This is a genomic window from Cupriavidus pauculus (genome assembly GCF_008801835.1).
In the GTDB taxonomy this organism is placed as follows: Bacteria; Pseudomonadota; Gammaproteobacteria; order Burkholderiales; family Burkholderiaceae; genus Cupriavidus; species Cupriavidus pauculus.
This window is the reverse complement of record NZ_VZOW01000028.1, coordinates 49,542-68,224: the sequence shown is the minus strand read 5'-3', so window position 1 is coordinate 68,224 and position 18,683 is coordinate 49,542. Positions and strand designations below refer to the sequence as shown.

Annotated in this window: 16 protein-coding genes; 9 read left to right on the top strand and 7 right to left on the bottom strand. The window is 64.7% G+C overall.

All coding sequences use genetic code 11. The features are described 5' to 3' along the window. The first annotated feature begins 256 nt into the window (after positions 1-256). Entirely contained in the window at positions 257-1,006 is a 750-nt protein-coding gene (locus F7R19_RS22765) for a lipoate--protein ligase family protein (RefSeq protein ID WP_150982099.1), read from the top strand. Positions 1,007-1,024: 18 nt separating this feature from the next. Here the strand turns inward: F7R19_RS22765 and F7R19_RS22760 are convergent, their stop codons facing one another. After that, the gene (locus F7R19_RS22760; RefSeq protein ID WP_150982098.1) at positions 1,025-1,687 is read right to left on the bottom strand and encodes a DUF3047 domain-containing protein; all 663 of its coding nucleotides are present in this window, start codon (positions 1,685-1,687) and stop codon (positions 1,025-1,027) included. A 292-nt stretch (positions 1,688-1,979) separates the two neighbouring features. Here F7R19_RS22760 and F7R19_RS22755 point away from each other — a divergent pair, with 292 nt between their 5' ends. The 3 genes from F7R19_RS22755 (at position 1,980) to F7R19_RS22745 (ending at position 5,386) form a co-directional block, all read left to right on the top strand. Then, on the top strand, positions 1,980-2,825 hold the full coding sequence (locus F7R19_RS22755; RefSeq protein ID WP_150982097.1) for a polysaccharide deacetylase family protein: 846 nt from the start codon (positions 1,980-1,982) through the stop codon (positions 2,823-2,825). 93 nt (positions 2,826-2,918) lie between these two features. Continuing rightward, positions 2,919-5,027, top strand: a complete 2,109-nt coding sequence (fusA, locus tag F7R19_RS22750; protein ID WP_061957648.1) for an elongation factor G — start codon at positions 2,919-2,921, stop codon at positions 5,025-5,027. 107 nt (positions 5,028-5,134) lie between these two features. Then, positions 5,135-5,386, top strand: a complete 252-nt coding sequence (locus F7R19_RS22745) for a GlsB/YeaQ/YmgE family stress response membrane protein (protein WP_061957668.1) — start codon at positions 5,135-5,137, stop codon at positions 5,384-5,386. Between the two features lie 31 nt (positions 5,387-5,417). Here F7R19_RS22745 and F7R19_RS22740 read toward each other — a convergent pair whose 3' ends face one another. The 3 genes from F7R19_RS22740 to argG all read right to left on the bottom strand — a co-directional run bounded on the left by F7R19_RS22740 (position 5,418) and on the right by argG (position 11,249). Then, positions 5,418-8,438: a transglycosylase domain-containing protein gene (locus F7R19_RS22740; RefSeq protein ID WP_150982096.1), complete on the bottom strand. Its 3,021-nt coding sequence runs from the start codon at positions 8,436-8,438 to the stop codon at positions 5,418-5,420. Positions 8,439-8,695: 257 nt separating this feature from the next. Beyond that, positions 8,696-9,721 carry an aldo/keto reductase gene (locus F7R19_RS22735; RefSeq protein ID WP_150982095.1) on the bottom strand — a complete coding sequence of 342 codons (1,026 nt, stop codon included), beginning with the start codon at positions 9,719-9,721 and terminating at the stop codon, positions 8,696-8,698. A 202-nt stretch (positions 9,722-9,923) separates the two neighbouring features. After that, complete coding sequence (gene argG, locus F7R19_RS22730) at positions 9,924-11,249, bottom strand: argininosuccinate synthase (RefSeq protein WP_061957646.1); 1,326 nt, start codon at positions 11,247-11,249, stop codon at positions 9,924-9,926. Between the two features lie 257 nt (positions 11,250-11,506). On the opposite strand from argG, the gene F7R19_RS22725 reads away from it, so the two are divergent. From F7R19_RS22725 to F7R19_RS22715, 3 genes are all read left to right on the top strand, one after another. Next, positions 11,507-11,935, top strand: a complete 429-nt coding sequence (locus F7R19_RS22725) for a VOC family protein (RefSeq protein ID WP_061957666.1) — start codon at positions 11,507-11,509, stop codon at positions 11,933-11,935. 91 nt (positions 11,936-12,026) lie between these two features. Further along, positions 12,027-12,239, top strand: coding sequence for a SlyX family protein (locus tag F7R19_RS22720; protein WP_061957645.1), 213 nt, complete (start codon positions 12,027-12,029; stop codon positions 12,237-12,239). Between the two features lie 91 nt (positions 12,240-12,330). Then, positions 12,331-12,906, top strand: coding sequence for a DUF1439 domain-containing protein (locus tag F7R19_RS22715; RefSeq protein WP_061957644.1), 576 nt, complete (start codon positions 12,331-12,333; stop codon positions 12,904-12,906). A 103-nt stretch (positions 12,907-13,009) separates the two neighbouring features. Here F7R19_RS22715 and F7R19_RS22710 read toward each other — a convergent pair whose 3' ends face one another. Together F7R19_RS22710 and F7R19_RS22705 are read right to left on the bottom strand one after the other, a co-directional pair. Further along, entirely contained in the window at positions 13,010-13,864 is an 855-nt protein-coding gene (locus tag F7R19_RS22710; protein ID WP_150982094.1) for an NAD-dependent protein deacetylase, read from the bottom strand. Then, positions 13,865-14,068 carry an oxidoreductase-like domain-containing protein gene (locus F7R19_RS22705; RefSeq protein ID WP_223506002.1) on the bottom strand — a complete coding sequence of 68 codons (204 nt, stop codon included), beginning with the start codon at positions 14,066-14,068 and terminating at the stop codon, positions 13,865-13,867. 231 nt (positions 14,069-14,299) lie between these two features. On the opposite strand from F7R19_RS22705, the gene F7R19_RS22700 reads away from it, so the two are divergent. Both F7R19_RS22700 and F7R19_RS22695 read left to right on the top strand, forming a co-directional pair. Then, entirely contained in the window at positions 14,300-16,642 is a 2,343-nt protein-coding gene (locus F7R19_RS22700) for a patatin-like phospholipase family protein (RefSeq protein ID WP_409364602.1), read from the top strand. Positions 16,643-16,882: 240 nt separating this feature from the next. Next, the gene (locus F7R19_RS22695) at positions 16,883-17,731 is read left to right on the top strand and encodes an IclR family transcriptional regulator domain-containing protein (protein ID WP_061957642.1); all 849 of its coding nucleotides are present in this window, start codon (positions 16,883-16,885) and stop codon (positions 17,729-17,731) included. Positions 17,732-17,874: 143 nt separating this feature from the next. Here the strand turns inward: F7R19_RS22695 and F7R19_RS22690 are convergent, their stop codons facing one another. Beyond that, positions 17,875-18,669 (bottom strand): flagellar brake protein, encoded by a 795-nt coding sequence (locus tag F7R19_RS22690; RefSeq protein ID WP_061957641.1) that lies wholly within the window; start codon positions 18,667-18,669, stop codon positions 17,875-17,877. Between the last annotated feature and the right edge of the window lie 14 nt (positions 18,670-18,683).

Sequence of the window (18,683 nt, the reverse complement as noted above, 5' to 3'; positions counted from 1 at the left end):
GGTCGCCAAATCAACGAAAAAGTCGGTGAAGTGACGATCAGCTTCCGGATTGTGAAAAATAGCGAGCCCATCAGCCTTGCAGAGGGAAGCTTCGCTTTTATGCGGCTAGTACTTCAGCAGCCTGTTAGAGATAACGGCATGCTGTGCGCAATTTTTTAGCAGCGTTCTCGCACGCCGGCCCAGGCGCGTGGAAAAATGCACTATCCGTCGCGCGCCACGCGCATGAGCCCTGACCACAACGACCGACATGACCAACATGAGCGTAAAACCGTTTGCCTTCGTCGACCCGCACCCGACCCATGGCGACCCGCTCCAGGACGAACTCGCGCTGCTCGATCACGCCGCGCGGGTCGGACCGGTGGCGCAGTTGTGGGAGGCGCCGCTGTCGCTGGTGATTCCGCGCAGCTATCTGCGCCAGCCGAATATCGAGACGGTGCGAGCCGATTTCGCGGCCAGCGGTTGTCCGGTGTTCTTGCGGATGTCGGGCGGCGGCCTGGTGCCGCAAGGGCCGGGCATCCTCAACATCAGCCTCGCCTATGCGGTGCCCAAGGGCGCCGCCAGCTGGATGGAGCCCGTGTACGTGCATCTGTGCGAAGTCGTCGCCGAAGGCCTGCGCGCCGTTGGCGTCCAAACCCATTGGCAGGCGGTGGAAGGATCGTTCTGCGACGGCCGTTACAACCTCGCCTGGGGCCCACCCGAAGGCGCGCGGAAAATCGCCGGCACCGCGCAATACTGGCGACGGGCGCCAGCCGAGGCGCAGACGCCGGACGGCCAGCGCCATCTGGTGCTTGCGCACGCGGTGCTGCTCGTCGATGTCGATCCGGTGGAAATCAATGCACGCGCCAACGCCTTCGAGGCGGCCATCCAGAGCGGCCGCCACTACGATCCGGCAAAGGTCGTCAGCGTGAAAGAAGCAGCGGGGCTCGGCGACGCGACAGGATTGACCGATCGCGTGCGCGACGCGATTCGCGACGCCATCCGGCGCATGCCGGCACCGGGGCAATGACGCGGCGCGTCTGCGGCGCTACTGCGCCGCGGTAAAGCGGATGTCGCCGTACCACGCGCGCGCGCGGGCGCCAGTGTTGTCGGAGTCGGTCAGAATCCCGTAGCCGGTCAGCTTGCCGGGCTTTTCGTGAAAGGCGCGCTCGAAATCGCTGGCAACGTTGCGGCGCAGGTTCTGCCATTTGCCCGGCTCGCTGCCTACCACGATCATCTGCACCCGGCTGGTGTGCGGATTCGGGATGATGGTGCCAACCGGCGCGCTGTTGGTCCAGATGTACATCAGCGTGGCATAGGGCAGTTTGTCGCCCGCAGCGCTTGCGGCAACCATTTCGACCCGATCGCCGACCGACAGATTGCTGCTTTGGCCGTCGAAGAAGAACACAAGGCGCGCCGGTGCGTCTTCCTTGTCGCCGACGTTGTTGTCGGCGCCCGGAATCGGCGCCGCCACCTTCCAGCGCCATTTGACCACCGGCGTTTTCGCCAGATCGACATCGCCGGCATGCACCAGTCCGGACGCTGCACCGCTGGCATCGGCCTGCAGCACGGTGGTACCTTGGTCGGCCACCAGCGTGTACTGTGTCAGCTTCTTCCCGGATACGACGGGGCGGTTCTGCCATCCGCCGGGCAGTGCCCCACCCGGCTGCGCCGCGGAGAACGCGACGCCTGGATCGGCTGTCTGCGCCATTGCGGCCGCACAGCAACCGAGCGCACACATCATTGCGAGAAGCGGGGAGCGCAGCATGGATACCACCTTGGTGTCGGGCATATCGTGGAAAGATTCTTTTCGCTCGATCATTCTAGGCAGCCGCGCGCCCCGGTGTTGTGCGGTCAATGCTGAATCTGTGATCGGACTGGCGCTGACAAGCCAGACGTGAAACAGTCAGGGACTGCCGACGGGCATCTGCTGTTTGTCCTGTGGCTTCCGTCTTTGTCGCTGTCGAATTTATCCTGCCTTGAAGATCACATTATCTGAACGAATGCGCCTGGCTGCGAGCCTCGGCGTGGCCGCAGTGCTTTCCTCTTGCGCGCTGGGCCCGGTCACGCCGCTGGACGCCGACACCGCGGCCGGCGTGGCGCCGGTGCGCTTCCTTCTGACTTTCGACGACGGCCCCGACAGCGGCCCCGATGGCAGTACGCCGCTGATCCTGCGGCAGCTTGCCGACAATCCCGTCGCGCCGGGCATCAAGGCGCTGTTCTTTGTCCAGACCGCGCACCCGCGTCGCGGCGGCGGTCAGGCGGGACAGGACCAGATGCGCGCCACCTGCGCGCAAGGCCAGCTAATGGCGGTACATAGCGGCGTGGTCGAAGGTCATGTCCCGCATACCAGGCTGGCGGCCGACGTGCTGGCCGCTTCGCTGCGCCGCGGCGAGGCCGATATCGCCGCGCAATGCGGCCATGTCACCAAGGTGGTGCGTCCGCCGAATTGGCTGTACAGCAAGGCCACGCTCGCGACGTACCAGGCAACCGGACTCGACATGCTGATGGCCGATGCCAACGCACGCGACGGGAAAATCTATGGCTGGCATATCAGCCTGCGCAGACGCCCGCATATGCGCCATGAACTGGAACGCGTGGGCCAGGCCATGGCGGCGCGGCGGATACCGGTGGTTGACGGCGTGACGCCGGTGATCGTGGCATTTCATGACACCAACGATTTCACCGCGTCGCACATGACGGACTACCTGAAGACTCTCGTCGACACCGCGCGCGATAACGGCTTGCCGCTTGCCGATCCGCCGTTCTATACCGATACAGGCGCGGCCGAGAACGCCGCACTGGCGCGCGCCAGACAGGGCGTCTATGCACGCGACGCCTGGCCCTGAAACCCGCTATGCCTTACACGTCGCAGGGAAATACGTGCGCGAAGCGGAAGTGCTACGCTAACGGCCCGTGGTGCCCTTATCAGGAGAAACACCGTGCCCCGCAAGACCCCCATCGAACGCTATCGAAACATTGGCATCAGCGCGCATATCGACGCCGGCAAGACGACGACGACCGAGCGCATCCTGTTCTATACCGGCGTGAATCACAAGCTGGGCGAGGTGCACGACGGCGCGGCCACCATGGACTGGATGGAGCAGGAGCAGGAGCGCGGCATCACGATCACGTCGGCCGCCACCACGGCATTCTGGAAGGGGATGGCCAACAACTATCCCGAGCACCGCATCAACATCATCGATACCCCGGGCCACGTCGATTTCACGATCGAAGTGGAACGCTCGATGCGCGTGCTCGATGGCGCGTGCATGGTCTATGACGCCGTGGGCGGCGTGCAGCCGCAGTCCGAAACGGTCTGGCGCCAGGCCAACAAGTACAAGGTGCCGCGCATCGCATTCGTCAACAAGATGGATCGCGTCGGCGCCGATTTCTTCCGCGTGCGCGACCAGATTCATTCGCGTCTGAAGGGCAACGCCATTCCCATCCAGATCCCGGTAGGCGCCGAGGACAATTTCCGCGGCGTGGTGGATCTGGTCAAGATGCGCGCGATCGTCTGGGACGACGTCAGCCAGGGTCTGCACTTCGAGTACGTCGAGATTCCGGCCGAACTGCAGGCGACTGCCCAGGAATGGCACGACAAGATGATCGAGGCCGCCGCGGAGGCCAGCGAGGAACTGCTGGACAAATACCTGAGCGGCGAGACGCTGAGCGAGGAAGAAATCAAGGCCGCACTGCGCAAGCGCACGGTGGCCGGCGAAATCGTGCCGATGCTGTGCGGCAGCGCCTTCAAGAACAAGGGCGTGCAGGCCATGCTGGACGCAGTGATCGACTACCTGCCGTCACCGGTCGATGTGCCGGCCATCATGGGCCACACCGAGGACGACAAGGAAGCGGAACGTCATCCCAGCGACGACGAGCCGTTCTCCGCGCTGGCCTTCAAGATCATGACCGATCCGTTCGTCGGCCAGCTGATCTTCTTCCGCGTGTATTCGGGCGTGGTGAATTCCGGCGACACGGTCTACAACCCGGTCAAGGCCAAGCGCGAGCGGCTTGGCCGGATCCTGCAGATGCACGCGAACGTGCGCAACGAAATCAAGGAAGTGCGCGCGGGCGATATCGCCGCCGCGGTGGGCCTGAAGGAAGCCACCACGGGCGACACGCTGTGCGATCCCGACAAGGTCATCATCCTGGAGCGCATGAGCTTCCCGGAGCCGGTGATTTCGCAGGCCGTGGAACCGAAGACCAAGGCGGACCAGGAAAAGATGGGCATCGCGCTGAATCGCCTGGCGCAGGAGGATCCATCGTTCCGCGTGGCCACCGACGAGGAATCCGGCCAGACGATCATCTCCGGCATGGGCGAGCTGCATCTCGAGATCCTGGTGGATCGCATGAAGCGCGAATTCGGCGTGGAAGCATCGGTCGGCAAGCCGCAGGTGGCGTATCGCGAAACGATCAAGAGCACCGCCAAGGATGTCGAAGGCAAGTTCGTGAAGCAGTCGGGTGGGCGCGGCCAGTATGGCCACGTGGTGCTGGACCTCGCACCGCTGCCGCAGGGCGGCGGGTATGAATTCGTCGACGCCATCAAGGGCGGCGTGGTGCCGCGCGAGTACATTCCGGCCGTCGACAAGGGCATCCGCGAAACGCTGGAGTCTGGGGTGCTGGCCGGCTATCCGGTGGTGGACGTCAAGGCCACGCTGGTATTCGGTTCGTACCATGACGTCGACTCGAACGAAAACGCGTTCCGCATGGCCGGCTCGATGGCGTTCAAGGAAGGCATGCGGCGCGCCAAGCCGGTGCTGCTGGAGCCGATGATGGCCGTGGAGGTGGAAACCCCCGAGGAATTCACCGGCAACGTGATGGGCGACCTGTCGTCGCGCCGCGGCATCGTGCATGGCATGGAAGACATCTCGGGCGGCGGCGGCAAGATCGTGCGCGCCGAGGTGCCGCTGGCGACGATGTTCGGCTACTCCACATCGCTGCGCTCGCTCACGCAGGGGCGCGCCACCTTCACCATGGAGTTCAAGCATTACGCCGAAGCGCCAGCGAACGTGGCTGAGTCGGTGATCAGCTCGCGCAGGGCCAACTGATATCCGCCGGCGGGCGGCAGGTTTGCGGGCGAGACCTGCCGCACCTCCGGCGGTGCCAATTCGTGGCATGATCGGTCCCGGTCACTCTTCACTTGAAGGAGCGCGTCATGATGGCATTTATCGGCACTTTGTTCGTAGGACTGATCGTCGGTTTGCTCGCGCGGGCCATCAAGCCCGGCGACGACAAGATGGGCTGGATCATGACGATCCTGCTGGGTGTGCTCGGATCGCTCGCCGCGGGCTATGTGGGCCGCGCGATGGGCTTGTACGAGCCGGGCCAGCCGGTGGGATGGATCGCGTCGATCATCGGCGCAATCGTGCTGCTGATCATTTACGATATGGTGCGCCGCAAGGCCTGAGGCCGGCCGCCTTCCACCGCAATCACCGCAATCACCGCTGGCAGCGCAGCAGCGTGGCATCGCTGCCGGGCGCTGCCATCGCGGTGATCTGCGGCCCAAGCGTGCGCAGCACGCGCACGGCCAGCGCGCTGGTGAACGAATAGCGCGCGGCGTAAGGCTCGCGTACGTGCAACGTCACCGTGCCAAAGTAGCGATCCCCCAACAGAAACACAAAGGTTGCGGACCGATTCACGGTGCGCGACGCAATCACGCGGCCGCCGGGGCCGTAGGTCTGGAACACCTGATCGCCCGTGCCGGTCTTGCCGGCAATCTGCAACGGCGCGCCTTGCGGCTGACCCTTGCGGTTGAGCGGCACGAACGCCCCATTGATCGACTTGGCCGTGCCGTTCTGCACCACATCGAGCATCGACCTGCGCACCAGGAGCGCGATTTCCGGCGCGATCAGCGGCTTGCCCGGCTGCGGCTGCAGGCCGTAGGCGGTGGCATAGGGCGTGTCGGAGGCAAACGAGAACGCGCGGATCGTGGCGGGCTGTGCGTCCACGCCGTTGTTCAGGATGATGCCGGCCAGTTCCGCCAATGCCGACGGCCGATCCCCCGACGCGCCGATCGCGGTCGCGTAGGACGGCGTCAGCGAATCGAACGGATACCCCACGCGTTGCCAGCGCTTGGCAATCTTGACGAACGCCTCGCGCTCCAGCAGCGTGCGGATGCGGCCGTCCTGTCCCAGCTTGCTGCGAGTCTTGAACAGCCAGGCATAAACGGTCTGCCGATCGGGCGCGCTGGCGGCGAGGATTTCCTTGAGCGGAGCGTCGGGATGCGTATCGAGATACTCGACCATCCATAGCTCGAGCGGATGAATGCGTGACAGGTAGCCGCGATCGTTGAGATTGAACTTGTCGTGCCCGTACTTCACGTAAAGCGCTTGCAGATCCTCGTCGGCAAGCTTCTGCTTCGGCATCCACCGGCGCAGCGTGCGTGCGTACGTCTCGAAATCGATATGGGGCCGCACGCTCAGCAGCGTCACGGACAGCCGCACGGCGGCCAGATGCGGCGTGGGCTGCTTGACGCGCCCGAGCAGGACGTCCAGGCGTTCGTCGTTCGTCTTGCCGCGATAGCGCTGCCAGAAATTCACCATGAACGCGCTGCCTTCCTCATCGGCAAATCGCTCGAGATACGCGCGCCGCCCAGGGTCGTTGCGATCTTCGAGAAGCGACCCCGCCTCGGGATGCGCCCGGAATACTTCGTAGCGCACGATGTCGCGCATCATGCGGATGAACACCAAGTTCACCGAATGCTGGAAGCCGACGCGCACGGTCATCTGGCGCTCGCCTTCCCATTTCTCGAAGTTTGTGAAGCTTTGCATGCCGCCGCCGGTGTAGAACGCCTCACCCGGATTGCCCGAGTATTTGCGCTCCATCGCGGCCTCGAGCATCGCGCCGCGCTCCCGCTCGTCCGGCTTTGCCTTGATCAGGTAATCGACAGCCCAGCGCGTCAGCGCATCCTGGCGCGGCACCTGCAGCGCCCGCAGCTGCGCCGGGCTCATGCCCGCATACCGGTCGTGCAATTCGTTGATAATTTCCAGATAGGTCACCAGCGTGCGCAGCTTGGCCGTCGAGCCGAGATTTAGCCGCGCGCCGGCGTTGATATCGAACGGCTGGTTCACGTTATCGGCCTGCACGCGCACTACCGCCGCGTTGCCCACACGCTCGAACAACGTAAAACTGGCGACCAGCCTGGAAGGATCGTCGCTTTCCTTGAGCAAATTCTTGCCGTACAGGCCCATCTCGTGCGCCGCTGCCTTGTTGCCGATGCGCAGCAGCGTTTCGGTGGCCTGGCGTTGCGCCTCGCGGTTGATCGTGCTGTCCACCGTCAGATCCAGCCGGTCGAGATCGTATCGGCTGTCGACGCCGATCATGTGCTGCACGTCGTTGCGCACCTGGTTGACTGCCTTGCGCGTGACCCAGGGCGCCGGGTCTTCGCGGCGCGGCGGCGGCGCCTTGTCCAGTTGCTGCGCCAGCGCCGCATCGCGCAGCTCCGGCGTGATCGCGTTGGCGGCGGCCAGCAGGCGCAGATAACTGCCCGTCAGCGCGTCGAGATTGGTGTCGTCGCGGCGCAGGTGATATGACGGGCGCCGTTGCGAGATGATCAGCGACAGCGCGCGCTTGTACGTTTGCGCTTCGCGCGCGGTGGGATGGCGCGGATCCATTTCGCGCAGCAACCGGTTGGCCTCGGCAAAGTCCTCGCCGTACCAGACATAGAGCGCATCGCCGATGCCGTTCACCTCGCCGTGGCCGGCGCGCGCGGACAGCGGCACGGTGTTCAGGTAATCGACAACGATGTTTTCGCGCGCGCGCTGCGTGTCCGGGCCATCCCTGTAGGCGCGTAGTGAAGCCGAGGTCATCTGCCGGAACTTGTCCGGGATCGACTGCGTCTTGCCTTCGGGCGAATGACGGTATTTTTCGATCTGCGTGGCCAGCGTGCTGCCACCCGGCCGTTCGTGATGGCGGTCGACCACGCGGATGCCCTGGTCGATCACCGCGCGCGACAGCCGCCGCCAGTCTACGGCCGGATTCATGGTCGGATACTCGGGGTTCAGCAGCGTCTGGTTCTCGACATACAGCAGCGACGCCACCAGCACCTTCGGGATCGACTCGAAATTATCGTACTGGCGCTGCGGATAGCGATCCATCGACATGGTCAGCGCGTTGCAGTCGCGCACCAGCAGGCCTGCCTGATTTTTTTCGCGATAGGGCGGGAAAATGCCCTGGTCCATCAGCCGCACCATGTCGAACGACATGCGCGCCTGCGATGTGGTGACGAAGCCGAGCTTGTGCAGGCGCTCGCCAAATTCGCCGAGGCGTTCGTAGCCCAGGCGTTCGTCGTACGGACCGGAATGGGGATAGCGGATGCTGTCGCTGGCGCCAGGCTCGATCGAGTACGTCAATGACTTGCCGAGCCGGCTCATGTAACGCGCCTGCCATTGGGACGATCGAACCTCGTTGGCGACGAGGCTCACAACGATGTAGACGCCGCCGCATACGGCGACCGCCATGCCAGCGAGAATCCAGCCACGACGTGACACGTTTCGCATCCGGTTGTGCCGGGCCGCCGTTTCGGCAACCCTGGCGGCTCAAAGCCCACGCCCGGTAGTCATCATCTGACGCCACCAGATGCTTTCATATTACGCGGATCAACGGCAGATTGCGCGGCGGAAGTTGGCTCTCGCACGTATTCAAACGCTGCCCGTGCGCGTTGCGCAACAGGCAGCCGGAGCATCACACTGCCACGTCAGATGTGGCGTTGTAGATATTACGCGACAGCCACCGGACGACCGCCGAACGGATAGTTCGGATCGTTGTAGCCGTGCGTCGATGCATGGCCGCGCGGCACCAGTTCGTCCACCATCGATTCTTCCTGCGCAGAGATCGACGCGCCCACCGCACCGAAATAATCCTCGAACTGTGCCAGCGTGCGCGGCCCGGCGATCACGGAACTGACGATCGGATTGGCCAGCACCCACGCAGTGGCAAACTGGCCCGGCGTCAGGCCGCGGCCTTCGGCGTGGGCCTTGAGCGTTTGCGCGATCACCAGCGATTCCTCGCGGAATTCGGTCTCCATCATGCGCTTGTCGGCACGCCCCGCGCGCGAGTCCGTCGCCGGCGCCTGGCCCGGCAGATACTTGCCGGTCAGCACGCCGCGCGCAATCGGGCTGTACGGCACCACGCCCAGGCCGAAATGCTGGCACGCCGGCAGGATCTCCACCTCGGGCATGCGATTGAGCAGGTTGTAGTACGGCTGGCAGGCCACCGGACGCGGCACGCCGAGCCTGTCGCACAGCGCGGCGATTTCCGCAATACGCCAGCCGCGGAAGTTCGACACGGCCCAATAGCGGATCTTGCCGGCGCGGATCAGATCGCCCATCGCGCGCACGGGCTCTTCCAGATTCGCCCCTGGGAAATCCCGATGCAGGTAGAGGACGTCGACAAAATCGGTGTCCAGGCGCCGCAGGCTGTCTTCCAGCTCGCGCATGATCCAGGTGCGCGAATAGTTCTGCTGGTTCGGCCCGCTGCCCATGGCGTTGCCGAGCTTGGTGGCCAGTACCCACGCGTGGCGATCGCCCTTCAGCAGACGGCCCACCATTTCCTCGGACGCGCCCTTGGTGTAGACGTCGGCGGTATCGATGAAGTTGACGCCGTGCGCACGGGCGCTTGCCACGATCCGGCCGGCCTCGGCTTCATCGGTCTGGTCGCCGAACATCATGGTGCCCAGGCACAGGGCGGACACGTTCAGGTTGCTGGCGCCGAGACGGCGGTACTGCATGTGGAAATCTGGCATGGCAAAAAATCCCCGATGAAGGCCGAAGCAAAGGTAAGCGCCGGCCGCCGCGGCCGGCATCGTGCATTGTGCCGCGTTGTGGCCGGCCTTGCAGACGGGCGCGGACGCTGCGAAGCGGGCGGGACGCCGGCGCAAAAAGAAAAACCGGCACGATCGCTCGTGCCGGTTTCCGTGTACGGCCTGCCCGCCGGGGCGCGGCGTATCAGTCTTCCAGCTTAGGCAGCGCCGCGCTGGTCTTGGTCGACAGCAGGCCCGACTTGGCGTAGGTCTGCAGCTTTTCGCGCGTGTCGACGATATCGAGCGTGCGCATGGTCAACTGGCCGATGCGATCCAGCGGCGTGAACATCGATTCGCCCTTTTCCATCGTCAGCCGTTCGGGCTTGTAGGTCAGGTTCGGCGACGTCGTGTTCAGGATCGAGTAATCGTTGCCACGGCGCAGTTCGATCGTCACTTCGCCGGTCACGGCGCCAGCCACCCAGCGCTGGGCGGTCTCGCGCAGCATGATCGCCTGCGGGTCGAACCAGCGGCCTTGATACAGCAGGCGGCCCAGGCGGCGGCCGTTGTCGCGGTATTGCTCGATCGTGTCTTCGTTGTGGATGCCGGTGATCAGGCGCTCGTAGGCGATGAACAGCAGCGCCAGCCCCGGGGCTTCGTAGATGCCGCGGCTCTTGGCCTCGATGATGCGGTTCTCGATCTGGTCGCTCATGCCCAGCCCGTGACGGCCGCCGATGACATTGGCTTCCATGAAGAGGTCCACCGCATTGGCGAACGTCTTGCCATTGAGCGCGACCGGCTGGCCTTCCTCGAAGCGCACGGTCACTTCCTCGCGCTTCACTTCCACGTCATCGCGCCAGAACTGGACGCCCATGATCGGCTGCACGATGCGGATGCCCGAATCGAGATGCTCCAGGTCCTTGGCCTCGTGCGTGGCGCCAAGCATGTTCGAATCGGTCGAATAAGCCTTTTCGGCCGACATCTTGTAGTCATGGCCGTTTTGACGCATGAACTCGGACATTTCGGCGCGGCCGCCCAGTTCGTCGATGAACTGCTGGTCCAGCCACGGCTTGTAGATCTGCAGGCCGGGGTTGGTCAGCAGACCATAGCGGTAGAAGCGCTCGATGTCGTTGCCCTTGAAGGTGCTGCCGTCGCCCCAGATGTTGACGCCGTCGTCCTTCATCGCCGCCACCAGCATCGTGCCGGTCACCGCGCGGCCGATCGGCGTGGTGTTGAAGTACGTCACGCCGGCCGTCGAGATATGGAACGCGCCGCATTGCAGCGCGGCGATGCCCTCGGCCACCAGTTGGGCGCGGCAATCCACCAGGCGCGCGGCTTCGGCGCCGTAGGCCATCGCGCGACGCGGGATGTCGTCGTAGTCGGGCTCGTCCGGCTGGCCCAGATTGGCCGTGTACGCGTAGGGGATGGCGCCTTTCTGGCGCATCCAGAGGAGCGCGGCGCTGGTGTCGAGTCCGCCCGAGAAGGCGATTCCGACGCGCTGGCCGGAAGGAATGTGCTGCAGGATGGTAGTCATCGCCAGAAAACCAGGTGAATTTGTCGGCTCTTGGGGCGCCCCCGCACGATCGTGCCGCGCGGCGAGCCGGTCCGGCGCCCGAAACTCGTAACCGTCAATTGTGACATGGCGCAGCGTCAGCGCCAAACGCGGCGGGGCCGAAAATAAATGTGGACATCGTTCGACCGCTCAACTAGTCTTTTGTGGACGGCGTACACAAACGCCGCTTCCGTTCACCGCCCGGCCATGTCCGGGCCATAACCCAGCAGGAGATGTCGATGTCTTCGAAAGTCCAGTCGTATCTGTTTTTCGATGGTCGCGCAGAGGAAGCGGCCGAGTTTTACAAGACCGCCATCGGCGCGAAAGTGGAAGGGCTGATGCGGTTCAAGGATGCTCCGCCCGACGCGGGCCCCGGTTGCGGACCGGGCGCGGGCAACGCCGACAAGGTCATGCATATGGCGCTGCAGATTGGCGACACCACGGTGATGGGCTCCGATGGCGAATGCAAGGGCAACACCGAATTCAAGGGCTTTGCGCTGTCGATCACGGTGCCGACCGGCGCGGAAGTCGACAAGACGATCAACGCGCTGGCCCAGGGTGGCCAGGTCGTGATGCCAGCCGCAGCCACTTTCTTCAGCGAGCGATTCGGCATGGTGGCCGACAAGTTCGGCATCACGTGGATGGTGCTCGTGCCGACCAAGGAATAGCCTGCGCCCACGGATCGGGCGGGGCGGGGGCGCAGGTTGGATGGGGCAACCGCGTCCCGCGTACAATGCGCGGCCAACCGGAGAAACGCGCATGGAATCCCGCCTGACCGATCTCGAAATCAAGGTCGCCTTCCAGGAGGACCTGATCGAAACGCTGAACCTCACCGTCGCCCGCCAGCAGCAACAACTGGATCTTCTGCAAGCCCAGTTCCGCGCCCTCTATCAGCAGGTGCGGGCCAGCGCGTCGAACGCATCGACCGCCGCCGAGACCGATCCGCACCACGAGATCCCGCCGCATTATTGAGTCGCCCGCGCCGCCGGCGTCACATTCCGGAACGATGGCCTGCCCTGCCCGGTCACACCGGCTATCGACCACGACCACGCGCTCCGATTTCATGATCCTGACTGCGATTGCGAAGATGTTCCCGCGGCGGCTGGCGGCCCTGGTTTTTGCCGCGTCCGCGCTTGGCACGGCACACGCCGCCTACAACGTCTGGACTGGCGAATACACATTCACCAAGGCAGAACTGCAGAGCGCCGTCGACCAGCGGTTCCCGACCACGCTGCGCTACGGCGAACTGGTCAGCGTCCAGCTGTCCCATCCGCGCCTGGTGCTGGACGAGGCCACCAATCGCGTTGCGACCAAGGTGGACGCCGCCATGACCAATACAGTGATTCCCTCGCCGCCGATCAACGGCACCATGACGCTCAACAGCGGACTACGCTACGACGCCACGCGGCGCGCGGTGTTGCTGGACAATCCGACGGTGCAGGACGTACAGGTGCAGGGCATGGCCCAGTATTCCCAGCAGCTCAATGCGATCGGCGCGGTGGTGGCCGAGCAGTTGCTCAAGGACTACCCGGTGCACACCTTCAAACCCGAGGAATTGCGCTTCAACGGCAAGGACGTCGAACCGGGCGCCATCACTGTCGCGCCAGACGGCATTCGCGTGCAGGTCAACCTGCGCTAGCGCTGCGGCGGCCGGCAACCGCCGCGCAACGCCGCCGCAAGTCCTGCGCCCTTGTGACGGCAATCGCCAGCGCCGCAGGCCTTGCCATCGCCCGATCCCATCGTCACTGCGCAGCGAGGCCCAGCGCCGCAGCCAGCCCGGCCAGCGCCGGGCCGATCGGCGCGGCCACCTTCAGCGTCAGCAATGGATCGGCGCGGGTGGTTCCCAGATTGAGCGCGGCAATGGGAATGCCGCGCTCGCGAGCCCAGAGACAGAACCGATAACCCGAAAACACCGTCAGCGACGAGCCAATGACCAGCATGGCGTCGGAAGCATCGAGCGCGGCGCGGCCGGCTTGCACCCTGTCGCGCGGGACCGATTCGCCAAAGAACACCACATCGGGCTTGAGCACGCCTTCGCAGACATTGCAGATCGGCACCGCGAAGTTATCGAACAGCGGCGACTCCAGATGCGCATCGCCATCGGCGGCCGGCAGCGCGTCGATATCGCGGAAATCGGGATTGTGCTGCCACAGCCAGCGCTGGATATCGGCGCGCTCGTATCGGGTGGCGCAGGACAGACAGATCACCTTGCCGATACTGCCGTGCAACTCGATCACGTCCCGGCTGCCCGCGCGCTGATGCAGGCCGTCCACGTTCTGCGTGACCAGCGCTGACACACGTCCGGCATCGCCAAGACGCGCCACCACGCGGTGGCTCACGTTCGGCTGCGCGCTCGCCGCCACGGGCCAGCCCACCATGCTGCGCGCCCAATAGCGCTGGCGTGCGGCATGGCCGCTCATGAACGCGCTGATGGTCATCGGTGCCGACCGTTGCCAGCGGCCCTGTTCGTCGCGATAGCCGGGAATGCCGGAATCGGTGCTGATGCCCGCGCCGGTCAGCACGAACAGGCGCGGATGGCGTTGCACGAAGTCGGCAAGCGCGCCAGAAAGATCGACGGCGATATGCTGGTCCACGATTCAGGAGGCCGTGTCGATGCGCACGCGCCCGGCCTGGCGGGCCTCCCAGGCCTTCAGTTCCTGCCGATAGCGTTCCATTTCATCGTTGTAGAAATCGAACACACAGGGGTCGCACCCGCTCTGGCAGCACTCGTTGTCGCCGGGACGCTCTGGCGGCAAGGGTTTGGGGTCGGCGGGAGCAGGAAACGTCTCGTGGCTGGACACGGCAAATGCAAGGAAAAGCGGGGACCGCGCCAGTATATGCCGCTTGCGCAAAGTGGATGGGGCCGGGCAACGGTGCGCAAGGGCACACGTCTGAATTTGATCTTCACGATTCAGCGCGCATGATGAATTGTTTCGCGCAAGCAGTGCGCGCGCGCCACGACTGCTAGTGTTGCGGCACATCGGTATCGCCAATCTCTTGCCATGGTCCTTGCCTCGCGGGTCCCGTCTCTGTTGCGTCAGGCCACCCACTGGTCGGCAAGGGTGCGCGCGACGCTTGCGACGCTGTGCGTCGCGGCGGCGTGGTCCGCGACGCCAACCGCCAACGCGGCCGAGGCGGGCCGCCAGTTGCTGCCGCCCCCCAATCCGGCGCCCACTGCCCCGGCGCCGTTGGCGCCAGCCGATCCCAATACCGCCATCGTCAAGCCGGTTGGTCCGCCGCATCCGGTCGGACGGCCAAAGATCTGCGTGGTGCTGTCCGGCGGCGGCGCGCGCGGCGCTGCCCATATCGGCGTGCTGAAGGTGCTCGAAGCGCTGCGCGTGCCGATCGACTGCATTGCGGGCACCAGCATGGGATCGCTGGTCGGCGGCGCCTATGCCACCGGCATGAGCATCGAGGACATGGAAAAGCTGGTTGGCACCCTGTCGACCGATGCGATCTTCAAGGAACGCCCGCCGCGTCAGGATCTGGCGATTCGCCGCAAGATCGACGACCACACCAATCTGGTGACGCCGGAGATCGGTGTGCGCGGCGACGGGCTGCTGCTGCCCAAGGGGGTGGTTTCGGGCGTGCAACTGGAAACCGTGCTGCGCCAGTTGGCCAACGCGCCGGGCTATCGCGATTTCGACGCGCTGCCGATTCCCTACCGGGCCGTCGCCACCGATCTGGTCACCGGCACGCCCGTGGTGTTCAGCGAGGGCGAACTGGCCAACGTGATGCGCGCCAGCATGTCGGTGCCCGGCGCCGTGGCGCCGATGGAATATCAGGGCAAGCTGCTGGTCGATGGCGGCCTGACCGACAACCTGCCCGTGGACGTCGCGCGTGCAATGGGCGCCGACATCATCATCGCGGTAAACCTCGGCACGCCGCTGATGAAGCGCGACGAACTGACCTCGCTGATCGGCGTGACGGGACAGATGCTCAATATCCTGACCGAGCAGAACGTCCGTACATCGCTGGCGTCCCTGAAGCCGGACGATATCCTGATCCTGCCCGAGCTCGGCGATTTCTCTGCAAGCGATTTCAATCACCTGCCCAAGACCATCCCGATCGGCGAAGATGCGGCGCGTCGCCAGTCCGATCGCCTGGCCGCACTGTCACTGCCACCGGACCAGTACGCGCAGCTGCGCACCGTCCAGCGCGCGCTGCCCCCGCCAGATCCGCGCCCGGCCGACGAGATCCGCTTCGCCCCGATGGAACGCGTGAATCCAAAGTTCGCGGCCGCCACGATGGAAACCCGCCCCGGGGAGCCGATCACGCAGGAAACCCTCGATCGCGACATGCGGCGGCTGTTTGGCACCGGCGATTTCGAGCATGTGAACTATCGCTTCCTGGAAGAGCCCGGCAAGCACGTGATGGCCGTCGATGCCGTGGAAAAAACGTACGGCCCCAACTACCTGCGCTTCGGGCTCGGCTTGAGTTCCGATTTCCGCGGCAACGCCTATTTCAATCTGCTGGCCAGCTACCGCCGCACGTGGCTCAACTCGCTGGGCGCGGAATGGCGCAACGATGTGCAGGTGGGCCAGACATCGAGCCTGATCAGCGAGTTCTACCAGCCGCTCGACACGCGCCAGCTGTTCTTTGTGGCGCCACGCATCGAACTGGAGAGACGACCAGTCAATGTCTACAACGGCAACAACAAGATTGCCGAGTATGACTTGCGCCGGACCGACTTCGCGTTCGATGTCGGCAGCCAGTTCACCAAGTACGGCGAGGCCCGCGTCGGCGTGGTGATCGGCCACCAGAACGTGTCGTTGTCCACCGGGCCTGTCTCGCTGGCGCCTGCCACCACGAACAGCATCGATCGCCGCGCCATCACCGGCCGATTGTTATTCGACCAGCTCGACAGCATCAACTTCCCGCGCTTCGGCTATGGCGGCACGCTGAACATTTATTCGTCGCAGGGCTCGATGGGGGCGACCAATACCTATACCAAAGGCGAAATCACGGCCACCGGCGCGTATTCGTCCGGCAATCACACCGTGAATATCGGCGTGCGCGCCGGCAGCAATATCGGCGGCCCCGGGCTGCCGCGCTACGACCTGTTCCAGTGGGGTGGATTCCTGCAGCAGTCGGGCTATAGCACCGGCCAACTGATCGGCGGCAATCTCCAGTTTGCGCGGCTGGTGTATTACAACAGGCTCGCCAATCAGCCCCTGCTCGATGGCGTCTACGCCGGCGCGTCGCTGGAAGCCGGTCGCGTCGGCGCGCCGCTGGCGCCCGCGAATCCCACCGGCCTGCTGAAGTCCGCATCGGTCTTTCTGGGAGTGGACAGCCTGATCGGGCCGCTCTACCTGGCATACGGCCGCGCCGCGGGCGGGCAGTACGCGTTCTACCTTTTCCTCGGAAAACCCTGACCGCCGGTCGGTCGTCCGCAGAGCACAAAGCGCCTAACGCCGGACCCCCTCCGAAGTTGTATGTAATGTCTTTGTGCAGTTGTCTATACTCATTTTTGTCGCCAAGACCCCCGTCTTGACAGACACCCCCTTCCCCCGTCGCCGTCGCATCGGCGACATTTTTTTGCCCAAAATTCGGCAATCGTCCTGCCGCGGCGGTAAGATGCGCGATTATCGAACGCCGCATGGTTCCCCGGTTTCATGGACGCCCCCAGCCCCCTCAATATCAAGCCCGCGCAGGCCGACACGGTGCGCGCCGCGCATCCCCCGGCAGATATCCTCAACAGCTTTGCCGGCGATCCGAACTTCATGCTGTCGCTTGCGCGCGGTCTGACCGTGCTCGAAGCCTTTTCCGAGCGCAAGCGGCCGCTCACGATTTCGCAGGTGGCGCAGCGCACGCAACTGTCGCGCGCCTCGGTCCGCCGATGCCTGTACACGTTGGAGCAACTGGGCTATGTGAGCCAGCAGGATGGCCACTTCGCGCTGCGTCCGCGCGTGCTGCATCTGGGCCACGCCTATTTCTCGTCGACCTCGCTGGTATCGCTGGCGCAGCCGATCCTGGACAGCCTCAGCGCGCGCGTGCATGAAACGTCGGCGTTGGCGATCCTGGATGGCATCGACATTCTGTATCTGGTGCGCTCGGAAGTGCAGCGCGTGTTGACGCACGCACTTGGCATGGGCAGCCGCCTGCCAGCCTATTGCACGTCGACGGGCCGCCTGTTGTTGGCGCACCAGCCCGACGCCGTGCTCGAAGCATTCTTCGAACATGCCGAGCTGCGGCCGCGTACGCTGCTGACCAAGGTCTCGCGCCCGGAACTCGAGGCCGCCTTCGAACGCGCGCGCGAACTGGATTACGTACTGATCGACGAGGAACTGGAGCCGGGCCTGCGGGCGATTGCCGTGCCGGTGCGCTCGCAGACGGGCGCGGTAGTGGCAGCCATCAGCGTCAGCGTCAAGGCCAACAAGGTGGGCGAATCCGAAATGGTGGCGCGGCTGCTCGGCCCGATGCGGGAAGCCGCCGCCGCCATCGGCAAGCTGGTCGGGACCTGACGGCACGCCGCGCGCGCCAGCGCGCCATCAGCAGCACGCGGCCTTGGGGCGGGGCCGTTTCCAGCCCGCCAGGCACCTTGGCGCTTCAATGATCGGGCGCCGATCCGCCCGCATCAGTCCCGAACGGTCCCGATCGGTCCCAATCAGCCGCGATGTGCCAGTTCGAGCTGGAACACCAGCCGCTGCAGAAAGTTCTCCATGCGGCCGTCCGGGTTCAGGAAGGCGCAGCCGTAGTGGTGCACGGTATTGTCGTCAAAGCCGACCAGCCAGTGCCCCACCACCTGCATGTCCAGTTCCAGGCGGCCGAGGTCGCCAAAGTCAAGCCGGCATTTCTTGATCACCGTGCCCACCGGCAGCAGGTCCGAGCCGACCGCGCGCGAGCGCAGTCCCACGCCGGAAAGCGAAAGATCGGCAATGTCGAGCGACAGCGTCTTCTTGTCCGCGCTTTCGGGCAACTGGATTTCGCACCGGTAGCCCTTGGTCAGCAAAGTGCGCGCGCGGAAGTGGCGGCGGCGCTGGAAGTGATAGAGCTTTTCCGGAAAGTCCGCGATAAAGGCCGGACCGCCCTCGAAACGCGTGGCGCCCGGCGCGCCGACCACGAAGTTGACGGGGACACCGCGCAGCAACCCCGAAAAAGCGTTCTGTTCCGACGACATCAGCGCCTGACGCTCGCCATCGGCGCGGCACCAGTCGAAAACAAAGGTCTTGTTGGCGGGGTCGACGTGGAGAATCGACGTCACGATTTCGGAACCGCCCTTCGAGCGCACGTTCAGCAGGCACTTCTGCCAGGCCATGTCGCGCAGCACGGTGCCGATTTGCGAACTGTGTGTCAGCCGGTAGCGTTCATCCAACTGTGCCGCGTCCTGCTCGATCGGCTCGTCCTCGAAGTCGGACGTGGATTGGGCTGCCTGAGGCCCGCGGGGATCTTGAAGACTCATGGGATACGCTACGT

Coding starts and splice junctions, on each gene's coding strand:
- F7R19_RS22765 (WP_150982099.1), top strand. CDS start 257: ATGAGCGTAAAACCGTTTGCCTTCGTCGACCCGCACCCGACCCATGGC.
- F7R19_RS22760 (WP_150982098.1), bottom strand. CDS start 1,687: ATGGCGCAGACAGCCGATCCAGGCGTCGCGTTCTCCGCGGCGCAGCCG.
- F7R19_RS22755 (WP_150982097.1), top strand. CDS start 1,980: ATGCGCCTGGCTGCGAGCCTCGGCGTGGCCGCAGTGCTTTCCTCTTGC.
- F7R19_RS22745 (WP_061957668.1), top strand. CDS start 5,135: ATGATGGCATTTATCGGCACTTTGTTCGTAGGACTGATCGTCGGTTTG.
- F7R19_RS22740 (WP_150982096.1), bottom strand. CDS start 8,438: ATGGCGGTCGCCGTATGCGGCGGCGTCTACATCGTTGTGAGCCTCGTC.
- F7R19_RS22735 (WP_150982095.1), bottom strand. CDS start 9,721: ATGCCAGATTTCCACATGCAGTACCGCCGTCTCGGCGCCAGCAACCTG.
- argG (WP_061957646.1), bottom strand. CDS start 11,249: ATGACTACCATCCTGCAGCACATTCCTTCCGGCCAGCGCGTCGGAATC.
- F7R19_RS22725 (WP_061957666.1), top strand. CDS start 11,507: ATGTCTTCGAAAGTCCAGTCGTATCTGTTTTTCGATGGTCGCGCAGAG.
- F7R19_RS22720 (WP_061957645.1), top strand. CDS start 12,027: ATGGAATCCCGCCTGACCGATCTCGAAATCAAGGTCGCCTTCCAGGAG.
- F7R19_RS22715 (WP_061957644.1), top strand. CDS start 12,331: ATGATCCTGACTGCGATTGCGAAGATGTTCCCGCGGCGGCTGGCGGCC.
- F7R19_RS22695 (WP_061957642.1), top strand. CDS start 16,883: ATGGACGCCCCCAGCCCCCTCAATATCAAGCCCGCGCAGGCCGACACG.
- F7R19_RS22690 (WP_061957641.1), bottom strand. CDS start 18,669: ATGAGTCTTCAAGATCCCCGCGGGCCTCAGGCAGCCCAATCCACGTCC.